The organism is Martinezella lusitana, assembly GCF_010668395.1.
Classification (GTDB): Bacteria; Pseudomonadota; Alphaproteobacteria; order Rhizobiales; family Rhizobiaceae; genus Rhizobium; species Rhizobium lusitanum_A.
In genome coordinates this window covers 41,304-55,618 of sequence record NZ_WUEY01000029.1, presented here as the reverse complement: position 1 = coordinate 55,618, position 14,315 = coordinate 41,304, and the positions used below count along the sequence as shown (strand labels likewise).

The following is a 14,315-nucleotide window of genomic DNA, read 5'->3' as shown; positions in this document are numbered from 1 at the left end:
GCCACCTCTGCTCAACGGATGCCGGCACGCATGAAGCTCTGGACGAACTGCCTTTGGAAGATGATGAAGGCGACCAGAAGCGGCGCGACGGACACGAGGGTGGCAGCGCTCACACGACTCCAGTCCACGCCCTGTTCGACCGTTGCGAAGACCTGCAAGCCCACGGTGATCGGCCGCGTCTCCACAGAATTCGTCACTACGAGGGGCCAAAGGAAATTGTTCCAGTGATAACTGACCGTCACCAGGCCGAAGGCGACATAGGTCGGCTTGGCAAGCGGCACAAAGACACGCAGCAGCACCTGCAACGCATTCGCGCCTTCAAGGAGGGCAGCTTCTTCCAGCTCTTTCGGCACGCTCTTGAAAGTCTGCCGAAACAGAAAGATGCCAAATGCGGACGCAAGATAGGGCATCCCCATGCCGAGAATGGTATCCCGCAGGCCAAGGCTTGCGAGCGTGCGATAATTTTCAACTAGAAGGATCTCAGGCATAATCATAAGTTGAATCAGCACCAGCATGAACAGCACGCCAGACCCGCGGAACGGAAAACACACAAACGCGTAGGCCGCTAATGTGCACACTACAATCTGGCAGGCGAGAATGAGTGTCACGAGCAGAAACGTATTCAGGAAATAGCGCGGAAACGGTGCAGCGGAGAGGACCCGGCTGAAGTTGTCCAAGGTCAACGGTGCAGTCAGATCGAAGCTGCTGGAGCCTGTGGAGGAATGAAAGGCTGCCCAAAGCGCGAATATCATCGGAGATATCCAGACAATGGCAAGCAGCCAAGCGCCGAACGTCGTCACATGGGAAGCGTGGGTGGGTGTGGTGTCGTTCATCGATAATGAACCTTCTTGTCGAGATAGCCGAATTGGAAGAGCGCAATAATCGTAAGAAGGAAAAGCAGGAACGCCGTGAGCGCAGCCGCATAACCGGTATCCCAATACTGAAACCCGACCTCATAGATGTAATAGAGGAGCAGCGTCGTCGCATTGTCCGGTCCACCCTTGGTGAGGGCAATCACATGATCGACCAGACGGAATGCGCCGATCATCGCATTGACGAGCACGAAGAGCGTCGTCGGCATGATCAGAGGCACAGTCACGCGACGAAAGATCTGCGATGCCGATGCGCCTTCCAACCGGGCCGCCTCGATAAGCGTCGGTGATATCTGCTGTAGAGCTGCCAGGTAGAAAATCATGAAGAAGCCAGCCTCCTTCCAGATCGTAATGACGATTAGCGCCCATAGGGCGGTGCCCGGCATGCCCAGCAGATTGTTATGACCGAAGCCGAAGAACCCGAGCAGTTGGTCGATCGGTCCATAGCCCGGTGCATAAAAGAATAGCCAGATATTGGCGACGGCGACCATGGGGAGCACCGTCGGCGTGAAGTAAGCCATCCGGACAGCGCCTTGGCCGGCTATGCGGCTGTTGACGAAGAGAGACATGGCAAGCGCCAGCGCCATCGACACAGGGATCGTTACCGCTGCGTAGATGAGATTGTTCAGTAGGGCCTGCCAGAATACCGGGTCCTGGAACATCCGTGCGTACTGATCGGTTCCAACGAAGATGGCGGCCCGTCTGCCTTTCGGTGTCGAAAAGAAGCTATGATAGAGCGTCGCCAAAATCGGCTGGTACGTAAATACCCACAGAAGAACCGCGGCCGGCAACAGCAGCAAGCTCCCAAAGAGGACATTGCGAGATTTATTCATCGTGAATCCTGTCGGCCTTGTCTTCGCCATAGCTGAAGGAGGACGGCACGCAGCGCGATAGCTGCGTGCCCTCTCCACGGATCAGCGATAGGGTTTGAGGATGAGGTCGATTTCCTTCTGAGCGTCGGCCATTGCGGCCTCCGCCGTCTTGCTGCCTGTCAATGCGGCGGCCAGCGCATCATTCAGGATCTTGGTCGTTCGCGCGTTCTCATGTGTGGAGAACTCCGGCACGGAGGCCGGGATCTGCTTGAGCGCGACCAGAGCCTGGGGCGTCTCGGCAACGTACTTCTTCATCGTGTCGGTTTCCCAGGAGCCATCCCTTGGAGCGACATAGCCCGTCTGGACAGCCCAATCGGCAAGAATCTCGTCCGAGGTCAGGAACTTGACCAATTTGAACGCGGCTGCCTTTTGTTCGTCGGACGCGTCCTTGAAGATGTAAAGGTTGCCGCCACCCAGCACCGAGGCCGGGGTCGGATGACCCGGGAAAGGAGCGACGCCGAAATCGAAGGTGGCGTTCTTGCGGATATTGGTGAGATTGCCGGTGGTATGCCAGATCATAGCCACGCGACCAGCAAGGAAATCGGCAGGAGCAGTGCCCCATTCGAAGATGCCCGGGGGATGGATGGCATCCTTCTTCGACAGGTCGACCCAGAACTGCAGCGCTTCAACGACCTTCGGATCCGTCAGATAGGTTTCCGTCCCCTCCTCATTGACGAGTTTGGCGCCGTTTTCGGCGACGAGGGCACCGAACAGCCACTGCGCGGAACCGATGTTGCCGGCTATGCCGACGCCCCAGCGGTTGACCTGACCGGACGAATCCGTGGTGGTGACGGCCTTGCCCGCAGCGACCATGTCTTCCCAGGTGGCAGGGTATTTCTGCGGATCAAGCCCGGCGTCCTTGAAGGCCTGCTTGTTGTAGTACATGACGGCCGTGGAGCGCTGGAACGGTATCGACCAGAGATGACCCTCGGTTTGGGCGCTCTTCAGAAACGCGGGCATGAAGCCTTTCACCCAGGCTTTGTCGTCGTCGGATTTGACCAAGTCGTCGATCGGCTCGATGACGTCTTCGTCGATGAGAGTGAAGACGTCGGTGGCAAGCAGCACGGCAACCGCCGGCGGCGTGCCGGCCTTGGCGGCGGTCAGCGCCTTGGTGGTCGTGTCATTGTAGTTGCCGGCATAGATGGGGGCTACGACGATATCCGGGTTTTCAGCCATGAACTTCTGCACATAGCCGTCGATGATCTTGGTGACAGGACCGCCGACCTGGACCGGATAATAGAAATCGAGTTTTGTCTGCGCCAGCGCAATTCCAGTACCGAGAGCAAGATAGGAAAGCCCGGCAGCCGCCAGCTTGAAGGCATTTCGTTTGTTGAGATGTATCATTTCCATCCTCCACTAAAAGTTGCTTGCGGGGGTAACGTCTTCGCGCCTTAGCCCGCTTGATTTGTCAAAGAAATGCATGGCGTCCGGATCCCAGCCGAGTTCCACCACAGTTCCTTCCGGAAGCCCGGGCCTGCCGGTCACCCTCATCTGGAGCGCCTGGCTGCCGATACGGCAGGCCAGGATCGTATCCGCGCCGAAATATTCGCTGGACAGCACCGTCGCCGGCTCCCCCTTGTCCACAACGCGCAGATGCTCCGGCCGTATTCCGAAGCACAAACCGCCCGCAGCCGCATGCGTCAGGGGTCGCGAACCGCCGGCAATGACCGAACCGTTCGCCCCGGTCGCCATATCGAGAATGTTCATGGGCGGCGTGCCGATGAACTGCGCGACGAAGACGGAGGCCGGCTTTTCGTAAAGCTCAGCCGGGGGGCCGGCATGTTCGACATGCCCCTTGTTGAGCAGGATGACACGATCCGCCATGCTCATGGCTTCGGTCTGATCATGCGTCACATAAAGCATCGTAATACCGAGCCGCTTTTGCAAAGCCCGGATTTCACTGCGCATGCCCGCTCGCAGCTTGGCATCGAGGTTGGAAAGCGGCTCATCGAGCAGGCAAACTGGAGTTTCCGAAATCAGGGCACGCCCCAGGGCGACGCGCTGCTGCTGACCGCCGGACATCTGGCTCGGTCGGCGGTCGAGAAGATGTCCGAGCCCGAGAAGATCGACGATCCGCTTGAGACGCTCCTGCTGCTGAGCCTTCGATACGCCGCGCACGGACAGGCCGAACAGGATATTGTCGGCAACGTTGAGATGCGGGAACAACGCGTAGGATTGGAAGACCATGGAGAGGTTACGCTTTGCGGGCGCAAGGCCGGTTACATCGCGATCCGCAATCGCAATACTGCCCGACGTCACGCTATCAAGGCCGGCAATGAGCCTGAGCGTCGTCGACTTGCCGCAGCCGGACGGGCCGAGGAGCGCGACAAACTCAGCCCTTTCCGTTTGAAAACTCACATCGTCGACGGCTTTGAAACCACCCCAATGCTTCACCAGATTAGTGACTGATATTCCTACCAAGACTTCCTCCCGTCCGGCAAACCTGACCGCACGGTCAGACAAAGATGAATTTTGAACGCAGATCACCCGGCAGCGAGCGCGTAAGAGGACGCGTCTCTTCATTGGTGACGATGTGATCGATGTCGCGCAGCGGCGCGATGACCGAAAGGGCGCTGCGCTGGAATTTGGAGTGATCGGCAACGACGATAACGGTCCTTGCGACTTCGATCATAGCTTGCTGCACAGCACCAATCTGCGGACTCAACGTCGCGATCAGGCCGCGGTCGAGATCGACGGCCGTAACGCTGAGAATCGCTTTGTCAACGCTAAAGCGCCGCACCGCGTCGACAGCCATAGGACCGCCCAGCGAATGGTTGAGATCGATATATTCGCCGCCGATGAAATGGAGGCTGCGAGCTCCGCCAGCGACCAACTGGGCAAGCGTGTCGGTTCCGTTCGTGACGAACGTCAGCGATTGGCGCCCGGCGAGACGTTTGGCAGCCTGCAGGGAGGTCGTGCCGCTATCGATCATGACGGCATCGCCCTCGACGACAAGCTCGGACGCAGCAGCACCAATGAGAGCTTTCTCCTCCGCATTGGTCACCTCGCGAATGGGCGTGGTGTAATCGCGGGTCGTTTGATTGATGAGCGCCGCGCCGCCATGCATGCGCTTCAGCAGACCACGGGTCTCCAGTTCGTTGAGGTCGCGCCTGACGGTGGCGATCGACACACCGAGCACATCCTTGAGTTTTTGCGCATCCGCGAAAACTTCGTCACGCAGGTGGTCGAGCAGGCGGGCCTGGCGGACAGCAGCGGACTTGAATTCATTTTCGGACAAGATCTCGCTCATCGGGAGGCCTCCTCCAGCCCCAAGGTTTGATCGAATTCGATCTTTCTATGATCTTTTACGATCTTGTCAAGATAAGATTCAGCTAATGCGCTTCATCTTTTTAGACCTCTATAGTTAGAATCTGAGGCGATGGCAGGAATCTTACTCGTCACATCCGATTCGAACGAGATTTTGATCGCTTTCGATCAAATAGATTTTGCGGAATTATTTTATGCTGATGCGACCCCATCAGATCGGGCGGTACGTTTACCCCGGGGCGCGTTGCACGGAACCTCGCTACCAATTCGATCAGCCAGATGGTCTGTTGATCGTGCTAATGACGGGTTGGGGCTCTTCTCGCCGGCATCGCATTGGGCCAAGATGGTGATGCGCTACGTCGCCAACACAGGAGGCGGCATCCACGGAGGAAATTAGCATCATCGGCTGAGGCAATGTCTTCTGTTGGCGCAAAGAAGCAAACTTCAAGCGTCCGGAGGGCGGGTGTAATAACGCCGCAGGAGAGCTTGCGGCGTTAAACTGCTACAGGGCGTCGAGAAACAACAACAGCTTATCGTCGGCTTTAAAACGACGGAATGGCTGCTCATTCAATGGTTCCACCTTCGCGAGCGCCGCCTCTTTTATCGCGAGATAGGCATGAAGATAGGCTTGGGTGGAGCGTGTGGATTCATGGCCCAGCCATAACGAAATGACGGTGCTGTCTACACCCCCAACCAGCAATTCCATTGCCGCACTGTGACGAAGAACGTGCGGTGAAATTCGCTTTGCTCGCAGAGAGCGGCATCGCTGTGCCGCCTGCTTCACATACTTCGCCACCAGATAATGAACCGCGTCCAGACTCATCCGACATCCATGCATGGTTGGGAAGAGGATATTGGAGTGACCCGGTCTTGGCTCATCCAGCCATCGTTTGAGTACAGCGCTTAGGATTTTGGTGAGCGGCGTGACACGCTCCTTCCGTCCCTTTCCGAAACATCGAATATCGATCTTCAGAAGCGCGCCAGGCAACGCGGAGAACAGAAAGTCGTGAAGGCGACAACGGCCATTCCCGGAGCGTTCGGGGTGTCGCGTCCCTTGGAGGTCGTCCAGATTGATCATACCAAGGCCGATGTCTTCGTTGTTGACAAGGAAACTCGGCAGCCGATCGGCCGCTGACCTTGGCGATGGACATCTGCGGCCGGATGGTGACCGGGTTCTATCTCACCATGGAGCCGCCATCCCGGTTATCGACCAGCCTGTGCCTGTTGCACTCCGTCTTCGACAAATCGGCGTGGTTGAGGGAGCGTCAGATGAATGAGCGAGCCGTGGCCTGTCGCCGGCCTGCCAGACATGGTGCACGTCGACAATGATGCCGATTTCCGCAGCCGGGCGTTCAAGAGAGGATGTGAGGACGCGGGAATCGCCATCGATTGGAGACCGCCGGGTGAGCCGCGCTTTGGCGGGCACATTGAGCACCTGATCGGCACACAAATGGGGAGATTGCATCTGCTGCCCGGCACAACGTTCAGCAATGAAAGGGAGCTTGGCGACTACAATTCCAATGCAATTAATTTGAGAATCTCGAAACCAATATTCTCAAATTAACTGCCAACCCCGAAACAAACTGCCGCATTCTTACAATTAACGGCCAAACGACAGCGGCTTCTCGTAGACCGAAGCCGAAGAGATGAAGATGTGCGGACCACAATTGCCCGCAAACACCTCGATGTCTCGTGCAATCTGATCCGGTGTGAACGCGATAAACTGGCATATGACGTTATAGCTGGCGGCGGTCGAGAAACTCGATAGAACGATCGGTCTATATTGTCCATATGGAAACCGTTAGACAAACGGATCTAACAATGCCTAATACGGGACTTAACTTGGCCTGAGATATCAATGAGCTCGAAAAAGAGCAGCTTATCAAAGTCGCAACCGACCTGTTTTCAAGGCACGGCTTTCATCCCGTCGGCGTCGACCGAATTCTTGTCGAAGCCGGTGTCGCCGGTATGACGCTCTACAACCATTTCCCGGGCAAGGACGATCTAATCAGCGCGGTGCTCGACCGTCGCTATCAAGATATCGTGGCCAGTCTTCGTGCATCCGTTAAGCCCGCGGCTTCGGCAAAGGAACAGTTGAGAGCTATTTTCGCCTGGCACGAGGCATGGTTTGCCACCCCCGAATTTTCCGGCTGCCTTTTCGAGTGCGCACTCGCGGAATTTGGAACCGAATATCCGAAGATTTCGACGATCGCCATTCAGTACAAGACGAACAATGACATCATGGATGGGCGACATACTGAAGACCGTTTTGCCGGACGGCCCTGCGGTACGGATTGCTTCGATCCTGATAATTCTGCTTGATGGCGCGACGATCGATGTTCGTGCTTTTCATGACCCGACAGTGGCGACAAAGGCGTGGCACGCGGCGGAAGTTCTGATTGAGCAGACAAACGCTCGACAAGCTTGACAAAACAACGAATGTGGTTGCTTGAAAGCAACCCAATCTTCGTTCTCTCGATGCTGATTGCGCAATGGGATTTCGTGATTGCTGATGGCTTTCCACGCCGTGCAACGACTTCAGACCTTAAGGCTTTAAGGCCATTGGATGTGCTGCACCTCGCTTTGGGTAGGTCTTGAAAGGGTATCGAACCTGCGACCCTTTTCGAATTATTATGACATTATCGTTGGATTATAGAACATTGAAATCGATCGTCAGGTTTTGGCCAGTAACCGCCTGATCCAGATGCTCTCCAAGCCCTTCCCCGGCTTTCAAAACGATAGCTTCAATAATGTAACCAGCGAGCCGGAGAATGTGGTGACGATCGATGCCGCTCACGACCTCCGTCGTACTTCAACATTCATAAATTATCTCAAGGGGCTAGATGCGAATGACCACGGGGCATCCCGTTGGCGCTGTTTAAAATGCGTGCATCGACTTCAGGACGGCGACTAAGCTCGGCCTCGCTAAACTGTATCTGTTTCCAAGGCTACGCGGCATAAATGATGCTGATCAGCCGGTTTTGCTTGATCAAGGCCAAGCCTTGCAGATAAGACAATGATACGTAATAACGTATCCTTCCAGCCAAATGATCGCGGTGCTGGCGAAATAGATAGAAAACCTTTCTCTAATGCGGCGCGGAAGAGCGCATGAAGTATGGGAATGCCGAAAACGAGTTCCGACGATACGCAGCAGCTTACCGAGATCAAAAACCGAGCAGACTTCCAGCTTGCCGCGGTCCAAGCCCATGATCTTGCAAGCCAGGGCTTCAGCGTTTCAATCTTTGCGGCCCTGCTTTTGCTCTTTGCCATGATTGCAAATACATTCGGCCTAAGCCCAATTTGGGTGGCTCTCTTTTGCAATAACGCCGCCGCACTGATCCTGTATGGCGCCGGGCTTCGATCTGCCTACGACGTTGCAGAGTGGCGTCGAAAGAAAGCCGGTCTCGCGGATATTCGGCTCGGGAAACCCGCGCAATCGCTCATTGCTTTCGTGACGTCGCCGTGGTCGCAGCAGCCGACGGAAGGGCCGGATCGGATCGATCGATGGACGGGAAGCGCTTTCTTCGCCGGGCGATCACTCCTGTTGCGGATCGGAGCTCGCCCGCTCTGGGTCGCCAGTCTATCCATGCTCGCATGCTTGATCGTCTACGCAGGCTGGACATTGAGGGCGGATAGCACAGTAATCGGAACGCCGTTCCTCCTCATCATTGCGGCCTGTCTGGCTTTCGCCTTTCTTTTGCTTGTGACGGAACGACGGCTGGCCGCGATTGATGCGGCGGAATGGCCCGAGGCAAAAGCGATTTCGCAATTGGCGCGCGTGCCGATTTTCGTGCTCGTCCTGTCTTGCTTCTGCCTGTTCCTGAGCACGCGCGGATCCGGGCTGTCCATCAAGCTCCTGGCGGCGCTCGGAGGCTTTGTCGCACTTGTCGGGCTTGAGTTCCTGTTGCGCGCGCTCGCCTCCATGTTTCGCCCGCAAAACGACGGGCGCGAGCCGGCGCTGATCGCCACAAGCCTTGTCGCCGGCGCTCTTCAGTGGCCGCCCCAGCCATTGGTCAGCATTCAATTGGAGCTGCGGACCAGGCATGGCATTGATCTCCGCCAGATCTGGGCCTTTTCGTTCATTCGAAAGACCGCTCCGGCCATCATTCTCGGAACGCTCTTTCTGGGCTGGCTGTTGAGTGGCGTGCGCGAAATTCCAATGACCGGCCGGGGCGTATACGAGCAGTTCGGCAGGGCCCAAGCTATTTTGCATTCCGGTCTGCACATCGGCCTTCCTTGGCCGTTTGGCCGCGTCATTCCCATTGAGAACGGCAGTGTGCACGAGCTGGCAACCGCCGTCAGCACAAACGACAGTGACGAACCGCTAGCCGATGCCGAGGGCCCCGCGCCCGAAAGTGCAAACCGACTGTGGGATGCCTCGCACATCAGCGAGAAATCACAGCTTATTGCCAGTGGCACCGGCGGTGGGCAGAGCTTTCAGATCGTCAACATGGACGTGCGCTTCGTCTACCGCATCGGCCTTTCGGACCAGGCGGCGATGAAGGCGGCCTATCGGGTCGCCGATCTGCCAGCCTTGATCGAAAGCACGGCAAACCGCGTCTTGGTGCATGATTTTGCCAGAAGAACACTGACTGATGTCTTGAGCGAAGGCCGTTTGTCGCTGGCGAACGATATCGCCTCGGCACTCCAGAAAAACATGGATGAGCAAAACAGCGGCGTCGAAATCCTGGCTGTCGTCGTCGAAGCCATCCACCCACCCGCCGGCGCGGCCAATGCCTTTCACGGGGTCCAGGCGGCACAGATCAACGCGGAGGCGCTGGTTGCGCGCGAGCGGGGAACGGCCGCCGAACAGACGAATGAGGCGCAATTGAATGCCAGCCTCGCACAGAACAATGCGACGGCAACCGCAAGGGAAGGTGTCGCAGCCTCGGAGGTCGCAGAGTTGCGTTTTCAGGCCGAGCAATCGGCCTTCCACGAAGCGGGGCAAGCGTTTCTGACCGAGGAATACTTCAGTAAGCTGATGATGGGGCTCTCCCACTCGAAGGCTCTCGTCCTCGATCACCGTATCGGCGGAAGCATCGCTCCGACCCTCGATCTCCGCAGCATGATGCCACTGGTGGATCCGGACACAAGTGCCAAGCCTAACACCCCATACCAAAGCGAAGAAACCGGCCCATGACTGACACGCACGCCCATTCAGGATCGGATCATCACGAGCACGATCATCATCATGATCACGACGATGATCACAAGGAAGCAATGCCCTTTCGGTGGTCCCGTCTGGTCGTTGCGATGATCGTCGTCGCTATCATTCTGGTCGCCGCCTGTCTCGTCCAGGTAAGGTCGGGGGCAGCGACCATCATCACCAGGTTTGGCAATCCGGCGCGCGTTCTGATCGACCCCGGTCTCGCCTTCCGGCTTCCCATTCCCCTGGAAAAGACCATCGACGTCGATCTGCGTGCCAAATCGACCTCCAGCGGCCTGCAGGATGTCGGAACCAAGGATGGGCTGCGGATCATCGCACAGGCCTACGCGATCTGGCAGGTTCCGCCGGATCCGGAGGCGATCAAGCGCTTCGTGCGGTCGGTTCAGAACCAGCCGGACCAGGCGGCAGCGCAAATCCGCACATTCCTCGGCTCGTCGCTGGAGACCACGGCCAGCAATTTCGACCTGTCGTCACTGATCAATCCCGATCCGACCAAACTGCAGATCGATGCCCTCGAAGCCCAGCTCAAAGTGCAGATCGCACAGCAATTGTTCGATACCTACGGCTTGCAGGTTGTTGATGTCGGCATCGAGCGCCTGACCCTGCCTTCGGTGACGCTGAACGCCACCGTCGACCGCATGCGGGCCGAGCGTGAGACGATCGCCACCGAACGTGCAGCGATCGGCAAACGCCAGGCGGCGGAAATCCGCTCGGCAGCGGAACGCGACGCGAGAGTGCTGCAGGCGGACGCGACCGTGAAGGCCGCCGATATAGAGGCGAAATCCCGCGTCGAGGCGGCGAAGATCTATGGAACGGCTTATAAAAGCGCGCCTGAGCTTTACGAACTGCTCCGCTCCCTCGACACGCTCGGCACCATCGTCAATTCCAACACGCGCCTCATCCTGCGCACCGATGCAGCACCTTTCCGGGCCTTGATCGATGGTCCGCCCAGCGCCGCGTCGGTAGGCGGAGCACACTAGAGATGGGTGCGGTCGGGGATAGGAATTCGACAGCGCAGCATCAGGCTGTTCGTCTGGTGTCCATGCTGCTGTCTGGGATCATGGTGTTTGCGGCCGTGGGCTGGGCAGCATCGAATATCAGGGAGATCGCACCGCAAAATCGGGCCGTCGTCTTTCGTCTGGGAGCCTTGAACCGAGTGCAGGAGTCCGGCCTGCTGTGGGCCCTACCCGCGCCTTTCGAAAAGGTCCTGCTTCTGCCCGCCGCCGCGACGGTTCTGGAACGCCGGATCGATGGATTGCTTCGCTCTCCAGCGGCTCAGAGCGGTGAGGTCAACGCGGCAACGGAGAGCGACACACTGGCGGGATCGGGATATCTGCTGACCGCCGACGCGAGTGTCGTTCAACTCGACATCCGTGTCTTCTACAGGGTGACCGATCCCCTCGCCTATGCCCTGCAAGAGGACCATGTTCTGCCGGCGCTCGACCGCCTCGTCACCCGCAACGCTGTTGTGATCTGCGCCTCGCGAGACCTGGACAGCATTCTGGTCGCCCGCCCGGAACTGGTTTCCGCCGACAGCGATGTCGCCGAGCGCCGCGAGCGATTGCGGGCCGACCTGGTAAACAGCATCAACACCAGCCTGATCTCGTTGAAATCGAAGGGCATGGGTCTCGGGGTCGAGATCGACCGTGCCGACGTTCAATCCGCACTTCCGACAGCAGCCGTTAGCGCTTTCGACGGAGTGCTGACGGCAAGCCAGCAGGCAGAGCAGGCGATTGCGTCAGCACAAAACGATGCGGAGAAGGACAAGCAAGCTGCCGATCAGGAAGCCGACCGGATCGTGCAGGTGGCGGAAGCTCAATCCAGCGAACGTCTGGCAAAGGCGCGCGCCGACACGGCCACCGTCACCGGCTTTGCAAGCGCACAAGGTCCCGATAACGACCCCGGCCTTCTCTGGCGCCTCTATCGCGATCGCGTTGCCAAAATCCTGTCGCAAGCAGGCTCGGTGGTCACGGTCGACCCCAGGGACGATGCACGCCTCATCCTGCAGGGAACCGACAAATGAGCGTCGCAACCGATCATTCCCACGGCTCCCAGGGCCACGCGCATCATCATGGCCATCTACTCAGTGCTGGCCTGCTGACGGCCAACGAAAAGCAGGCGGCGGCCGTTCAGCTGACCCTCGCCATGATCGCCTTGAGCCTGCTCGCGCTCGGCATTGCCTGGCGCTGGCTTGCGCCGGACGAAGAGGGTGTGAGCCAGCTTCTGCTGGCGGCGGCCTCGCTGATCGTTGCCATTCCGGTCATTCGCTCCGGTTGGCATAGCCTGCGCCATCCAAGCCTGCATGGCATCACCGATCAGTTGATCGCCCTGGCGATGTTAGCCGCCTGGGCGACGGGCGATCTGCTGACCGCCGCCCTCCTCCCGATCATCATGATTTTCGGCCATGTGCTGGAGGAGCGTAGCGTCATCGGATCGAAAGAAGCGATGGAGGCGCTGGCGCGTCTGACCCGTAGCCACGCACGGCTGATCACGCCGGATGGCGAGATCCATGAAGTCGACAATGTCACGCTGGAGCCAGGCGATCTGGTGGAGGTGAGAGCTGGAGACTGTATTCCCGCCGATGGTCGTGTCAGGCAGGGACAAGCAAGCCTCGACACCGCGCCGATCACTGGCGAATCCGTGCCTCTCGAAGTTACCGCCGGCATGGAGGTCTTCGGTGGCGCGATCAATCTGGACGGCCGTCTCGAGATCGAGGTGACCCGAACCGGCGAGGATTCGACGCTTGGAAAAGTCATCGCGCTGATGCAGCGTGCGGAAAACTCGAAGCCACCGATCACCCGGCTGCTGGAGCGCTACGCCCAACAATATCTGGGCTTCGTGCTGACGATCGCGGCCATCGCCTGGTTCCTCACCTACAATGACCAGATCATGCTTGCGATCCTGGTCGCGGCCTGCCCCTGCGCCCTGGTACTGTCCGCACCGGCAACGGCGATTGCCGGTATCGCGGTCGCCGCGCGCCACGGCATTCTCATCCGCAGCTCGGCATTTCTCGAGGAACTGGCTGATTTGAGCTCCCTGGTCATCGACAAGACCGGCACCCTCACCTTCGGCCGGCTTCGGCTGCAGGAAATCAGGCTGACGGGCTATACGGACCGGGAAATCGTTCTGGCCCTGGCGGCCTCCCTGGGCGCTGCCAGCAGCCATCCGGTCAGCCGGGCGCTGGCTTCGCTCGTCGCCCATGACGCTTATCATCCGCTGGCAAACGTCAGGGAACTGCAAGGACTGGGTGTCGTTGCCAGTGCGGCAACGGGCGAAGTGGCCCTTGGGCGCCCCGAACTGTTCGAACGCCTGTCGGTCGTCGCTCCCCCGGTTCCCTCGCATGACGGTCCGCTCGCAGGGCTTTCCATCGGCGAGGAGTTTGTCGCCTGGCTGCTCCTGTCGGACACGGTCAAGCCGGAGGCGGCGGTTGCGATGACGGAGCTGCGGACGCTCGGGCTCAACCGTCAGCTTCTGCTCACCGGCGACCGTCAATCGGTCGCGCAAGCCCTGGCGCGGGAGATCGGCATACCCGATGTCGCGGCCGAGGCCCTGCCCGCAGACAAGCTGAAACGCGTGCTGAGCGAAACGAAAAGCGGCTTCAAACCTCTGGTCGTCGGCGACGGGATCAACGACTCGCTCGCCCTCAAGGCAGGGGCCGTCGGGATTGCCATGGGCGCGGGCGGCGCCGATATCGCGCTCGCCTCCTCGGACATCATCCTGATCAGCAGCGATCTGCGGCGACTCGGCACATGCATCCGCCTCAGCAGGCTTTGCCGCCGGACATTGAAAACCAACATCATCATCGGCCTCGGCTGGACCGTGGCCATCGTCGTATTGGCGGGTTTCGGTTTTCTTGGAGCGGCGGGAGCCGTTGTCGCCGCCCTCCTTCATAATTTCAGCACCCTGCTGGTGCTGGCGAACGCCGGGCGGCTGATGCGATATGACGAACCATTGACGGCATAGGGCAAGATCAACTTACGCTATCGCCGAGCCAATGGATTATTTCGTATTCGCCTATCCGCGCCAAGACATTGATAGATATTGATTTACATCGGTATTGGTACGAGCGGTAGGATTTAGATCACGACCTCAAGAAAACATATTGAGCCGAAGAGGCGGTTAACGAGATAGTAAAGG

At 58.5% G+C, this 14,315-nt stretch carries 13 protein-coding genes and 2 pseudogenes; 7 read left to right on the top strand and 8 right to left on the bottom strand.

Going from position 1 to position 14,315, the window contains the following annotated elements; genetic code table 11:
* Positions 1-11: 11 nt before the first annotated feature.
* The 6 genes from GR212_RS32970 to GR212_RS32945 form a co-directional block, all read right to left on the bottom strand.
* Positions 12-833: a carbohydrate ABC transporter permease gene (locus tag GR212_RS32970; protein WP_163993550.1), complete on the bottom strand. Its 822-nt coding sequence runs from the start codon at positions 831-833 to the stop codon at positions 12-14.
* Positions 830-1,705, bottom strand: a complete 876-nt coding sequence (locus GR212_RS32965; protein ID WP_163993548.1) for a carbohydrate ABC transporter permease — start codon at positions 1,703-1,705, stop codon at positions 830-832. The genes GR212_RS32970 and GR212_RS32965 overlap by 4 nt, the downstream gene beginning before the upstream one ends.
* A gap of 81 nt (positions 1,706-1,786) precedes the next feature.
* Positions 1,787-3,088, bottom strand: a complete 1,302-nt coding sequence (locus tag GR212_RS32960) for an ABC transporter substrate-binding protein (RefSeq protein WP_163993546.1) — start codon at positions 3,086-3,088, stop codon at positions 1,787-1,789.
* Positions 3,089-3,100: 12 nt separating this feature from the next.
* The gene (locus GR212_RS32955) at positions 3,101-4,165 is read right to left on the bottom strand and encodes an ABC transporter ATP-binding protein (protein ID WP_163993544.1); all 1,065 of its coding nucleotides are present in this window, start codon (positions 4,163-4,165) and stop codon (positions 3,101-3,103) included.
* Between the two features lie 34 nt (positions 4,166-4,199).
* On the bottom strand, positions 4,200-4,994 hold the full coding sequence (locus GR212_RS32950) for a DeoR/GlpR family DNA-binding transcription regulator (protein ID WP_163993542.1): 795 nt from the start codon (positions 4,992-4,994) through the stop codon (positions 4,200-4,202).
* Positions 4,995-5,513: 519 nt separating this feature from the next.
* Positions 5,514-6,089: a tyrosine-type recombinase/integrase gene (locus GR212_RS32945; protein WP_163993540.1), complete on the bottom strand. Its 576-nt coding sequence runs from the start codon at positions 6,087-6,089 to the stop codon at positions 5,514-5,516.
* 195 nt (positions 6,090-6,284) lie between these two features.
* On the opposite strand from GR212_RS32945, the gene GR212_RS37360 reads away from it, so the two are divergent.
* Positions 6,285-6,575, top strand: coding sequence for a transposase family protein (locus tag GR212_RS37360; RefSeq protein ID WP_246726163.1), 291 nt, complete (start codon positions 6,285-6,287; stop codon positions 6,573-6,575).
* A gap of 54 nt (positions 6,576-6,629) precedes the next feature.
* Here the strand turns inward: GR212_RS37360 and GR212_RS32935 are convergent.
* Positions 6,630-6,758, bottom strand: a pseudogene (locus GR212_RS32935) (RNA-binding protein); the annotation flags it as partial.
* A gap of 107 nt (positions 6,759-6,865) precedes the next feature.
* On the opposite strand from GR212_RS32935, the pseudogene GR212_RS37880 reads away from it, so the two are divergent.
* Positions 6,866-6,970, top strand: a pseudogene (locus tag GR212_RS37880) (hypothetical protein); the annotation flags it as partial.
* Positions 6,971-6,979: 9 nt separating this feature from the next.
* Entirely contained in the window at positions 6,980-7,333 is a 354-nt protein-coding gene (locus GR212_RS32930) for a TetR/AcrR family transcriptional regulator (RefSeq protein ID WP_246726161.1), read from the top strand.
* A 328-nt stretch (positions 7,334-7,661) separates the two neighbouring features.
* Here the strand turns inward: GR212_RS32930 and GR212_RS32925 are convergent, their stop codons facing one another.
* On the bottom strand, positions 7,662-7,808 hold the full coding sequence (locus GR212_RS32925; RefSeq protein WP_163993537.1) for a hypothetical protein: 147 nt from the start codon (positions 7,806-7,808) through the stop codon (positions 7,662-7,664).
* Positions 7,809-8,126: 318 nt separating this feature from the next.
* On the opposite strand from GR212_RS32925, the gene hflK (GR212_RS32920) reads away from it, so the two are divergent.
* The 4 genes from hflK (GR212_RS32920) to GR212_RS32905 are packed head-to-tail and all read left to right on the top strand — an operon-like array spanning position 8,127 to position 14,141.
* A complete protein-coding gene (gene hflK, locus GR212_RS32920) occupies positions 8,127-10,151 on the top strand; it encodes a protease modulator HflK (RefSeq protein ID WP_163993535.1) in 2,025 nt (674 codons plus the stop codon).
* Positions 10,148-11,158 (top strand): protease modulator HflC, encoded by a 1,011-nt coding sequence (gene hflC / locus GR212_RS32915; protein WP_163993533.1) that lies wholly within the window; start codon positions 10,148-10,150, stop codon positions 11,156-11,158. The genes hflK (GR212_RS32920) and hflC overlap by 4 nt, the downstream gene beginning before the upstream one ends.
* Before the next feature lie 2 nt (positions 11,159-11,160).
* On the top strand, positions 11,161-12,201 hold the full coding sequence (gene hflK, locus GR212_RS32910) for a protease modulator HflK (protein WP_163993531.1): 1,041 nt from the start codon (positions 11,161-11,163) through the stop codon (positions 12,199-12,201).
* On the top strand, positions 12,198-14,141 hold the full coding sequence (locus tag GR212_RS32905) for a heavy metal translocating P-type ATPase (RefSeq protein WP_163993529.1): 1,944 nt from the start codon (positions 12,198-12,200) through the stop codon (positions 14,139-14,141). The genes hflK (GR212_RS32910) and GR212_RS32905 overlap by 4 nt, the downstream gene beginning before the upstream one ends.
* Positions 14,142-14,315 lie beyond the last annotated feature (174 nt).

Bases quoted from the DNA above. Each gene is read 5' to 3' on its own strand.
- GR212_RS32965 (WP_163993548.1), bottom strand. From the start codon at position 1,705: ATGAATAAATCTCGCAATGTCCTCTTTGGGAGCTTGCTGCTGTTGCCG.
- GR212_RS32950 (WP_163993542.1), bottom strand. From the start codon at position 4,994: ATGAGCGAGATCTTGTCCGAAAATGAATTCAAGTCCGCTGCTGTCCGC.
- GR212_RS32960 (WP_163993546.1), bottom strand. From the start codon at position 3,088: ATGATACATCTCAACAAACGAAATGCCTTCAAGCTGGCGGCTGCCGGG.
- GR212_RS32905 (WP_163993529.1), top strand. From the start codon at position 12,198: ATGAGCGTCGCAACCGATCATTCCCACGGCTCCCAGGGCCACGCGCAT.
- GR212_RS37360 (WP_246726163.1), top strand. From the start codon at position 6,285: ATGAGCGAGCCGTGGCCTGTCGCCGGCCTGCCAGACATGGTGCACGTC.
- hflC (WP_163993533.1), top strand. From the start codon at position 10,148: ATGACTGACACGCACGCCCATTCAGGATCGGATCATCACGAGCACGAT.
- hflK (WP_163993531.1), top strand. From the start codon at position 11,161: ATGGGTGCGGTCGGGGATAGGAATTCGACAGCGCAGCATCAGGCTGTT.
- GR212_RS32945 (WP_163993540.1), bottom strand. From the start codon at position 6,089: ATGATCAATCTGGACGACCTCCAAGGGACGCGACACCCCGAACGCTCC.
- GR212_RS32930 (WP_246726161.1), top strand. From the start codon at position 6,980: ATGACGCTCTACAACCATTTCCCGGGCAAGGACGATCTAATCAGCGCG.
- GR212_RS32970 (WP_163993550.1), bottom strand. From the start codon at position 833: ATGAACGACACCACACCCACCCACGCTTCCCATGTGACGACGTTCGGC.
- hflK (WP_163993535.1), top strand. From the start codon at position 8,127: ATGGGAATGCCGAAAACGAGTTCCGACGATACGCAGCAGCTTACCGAG.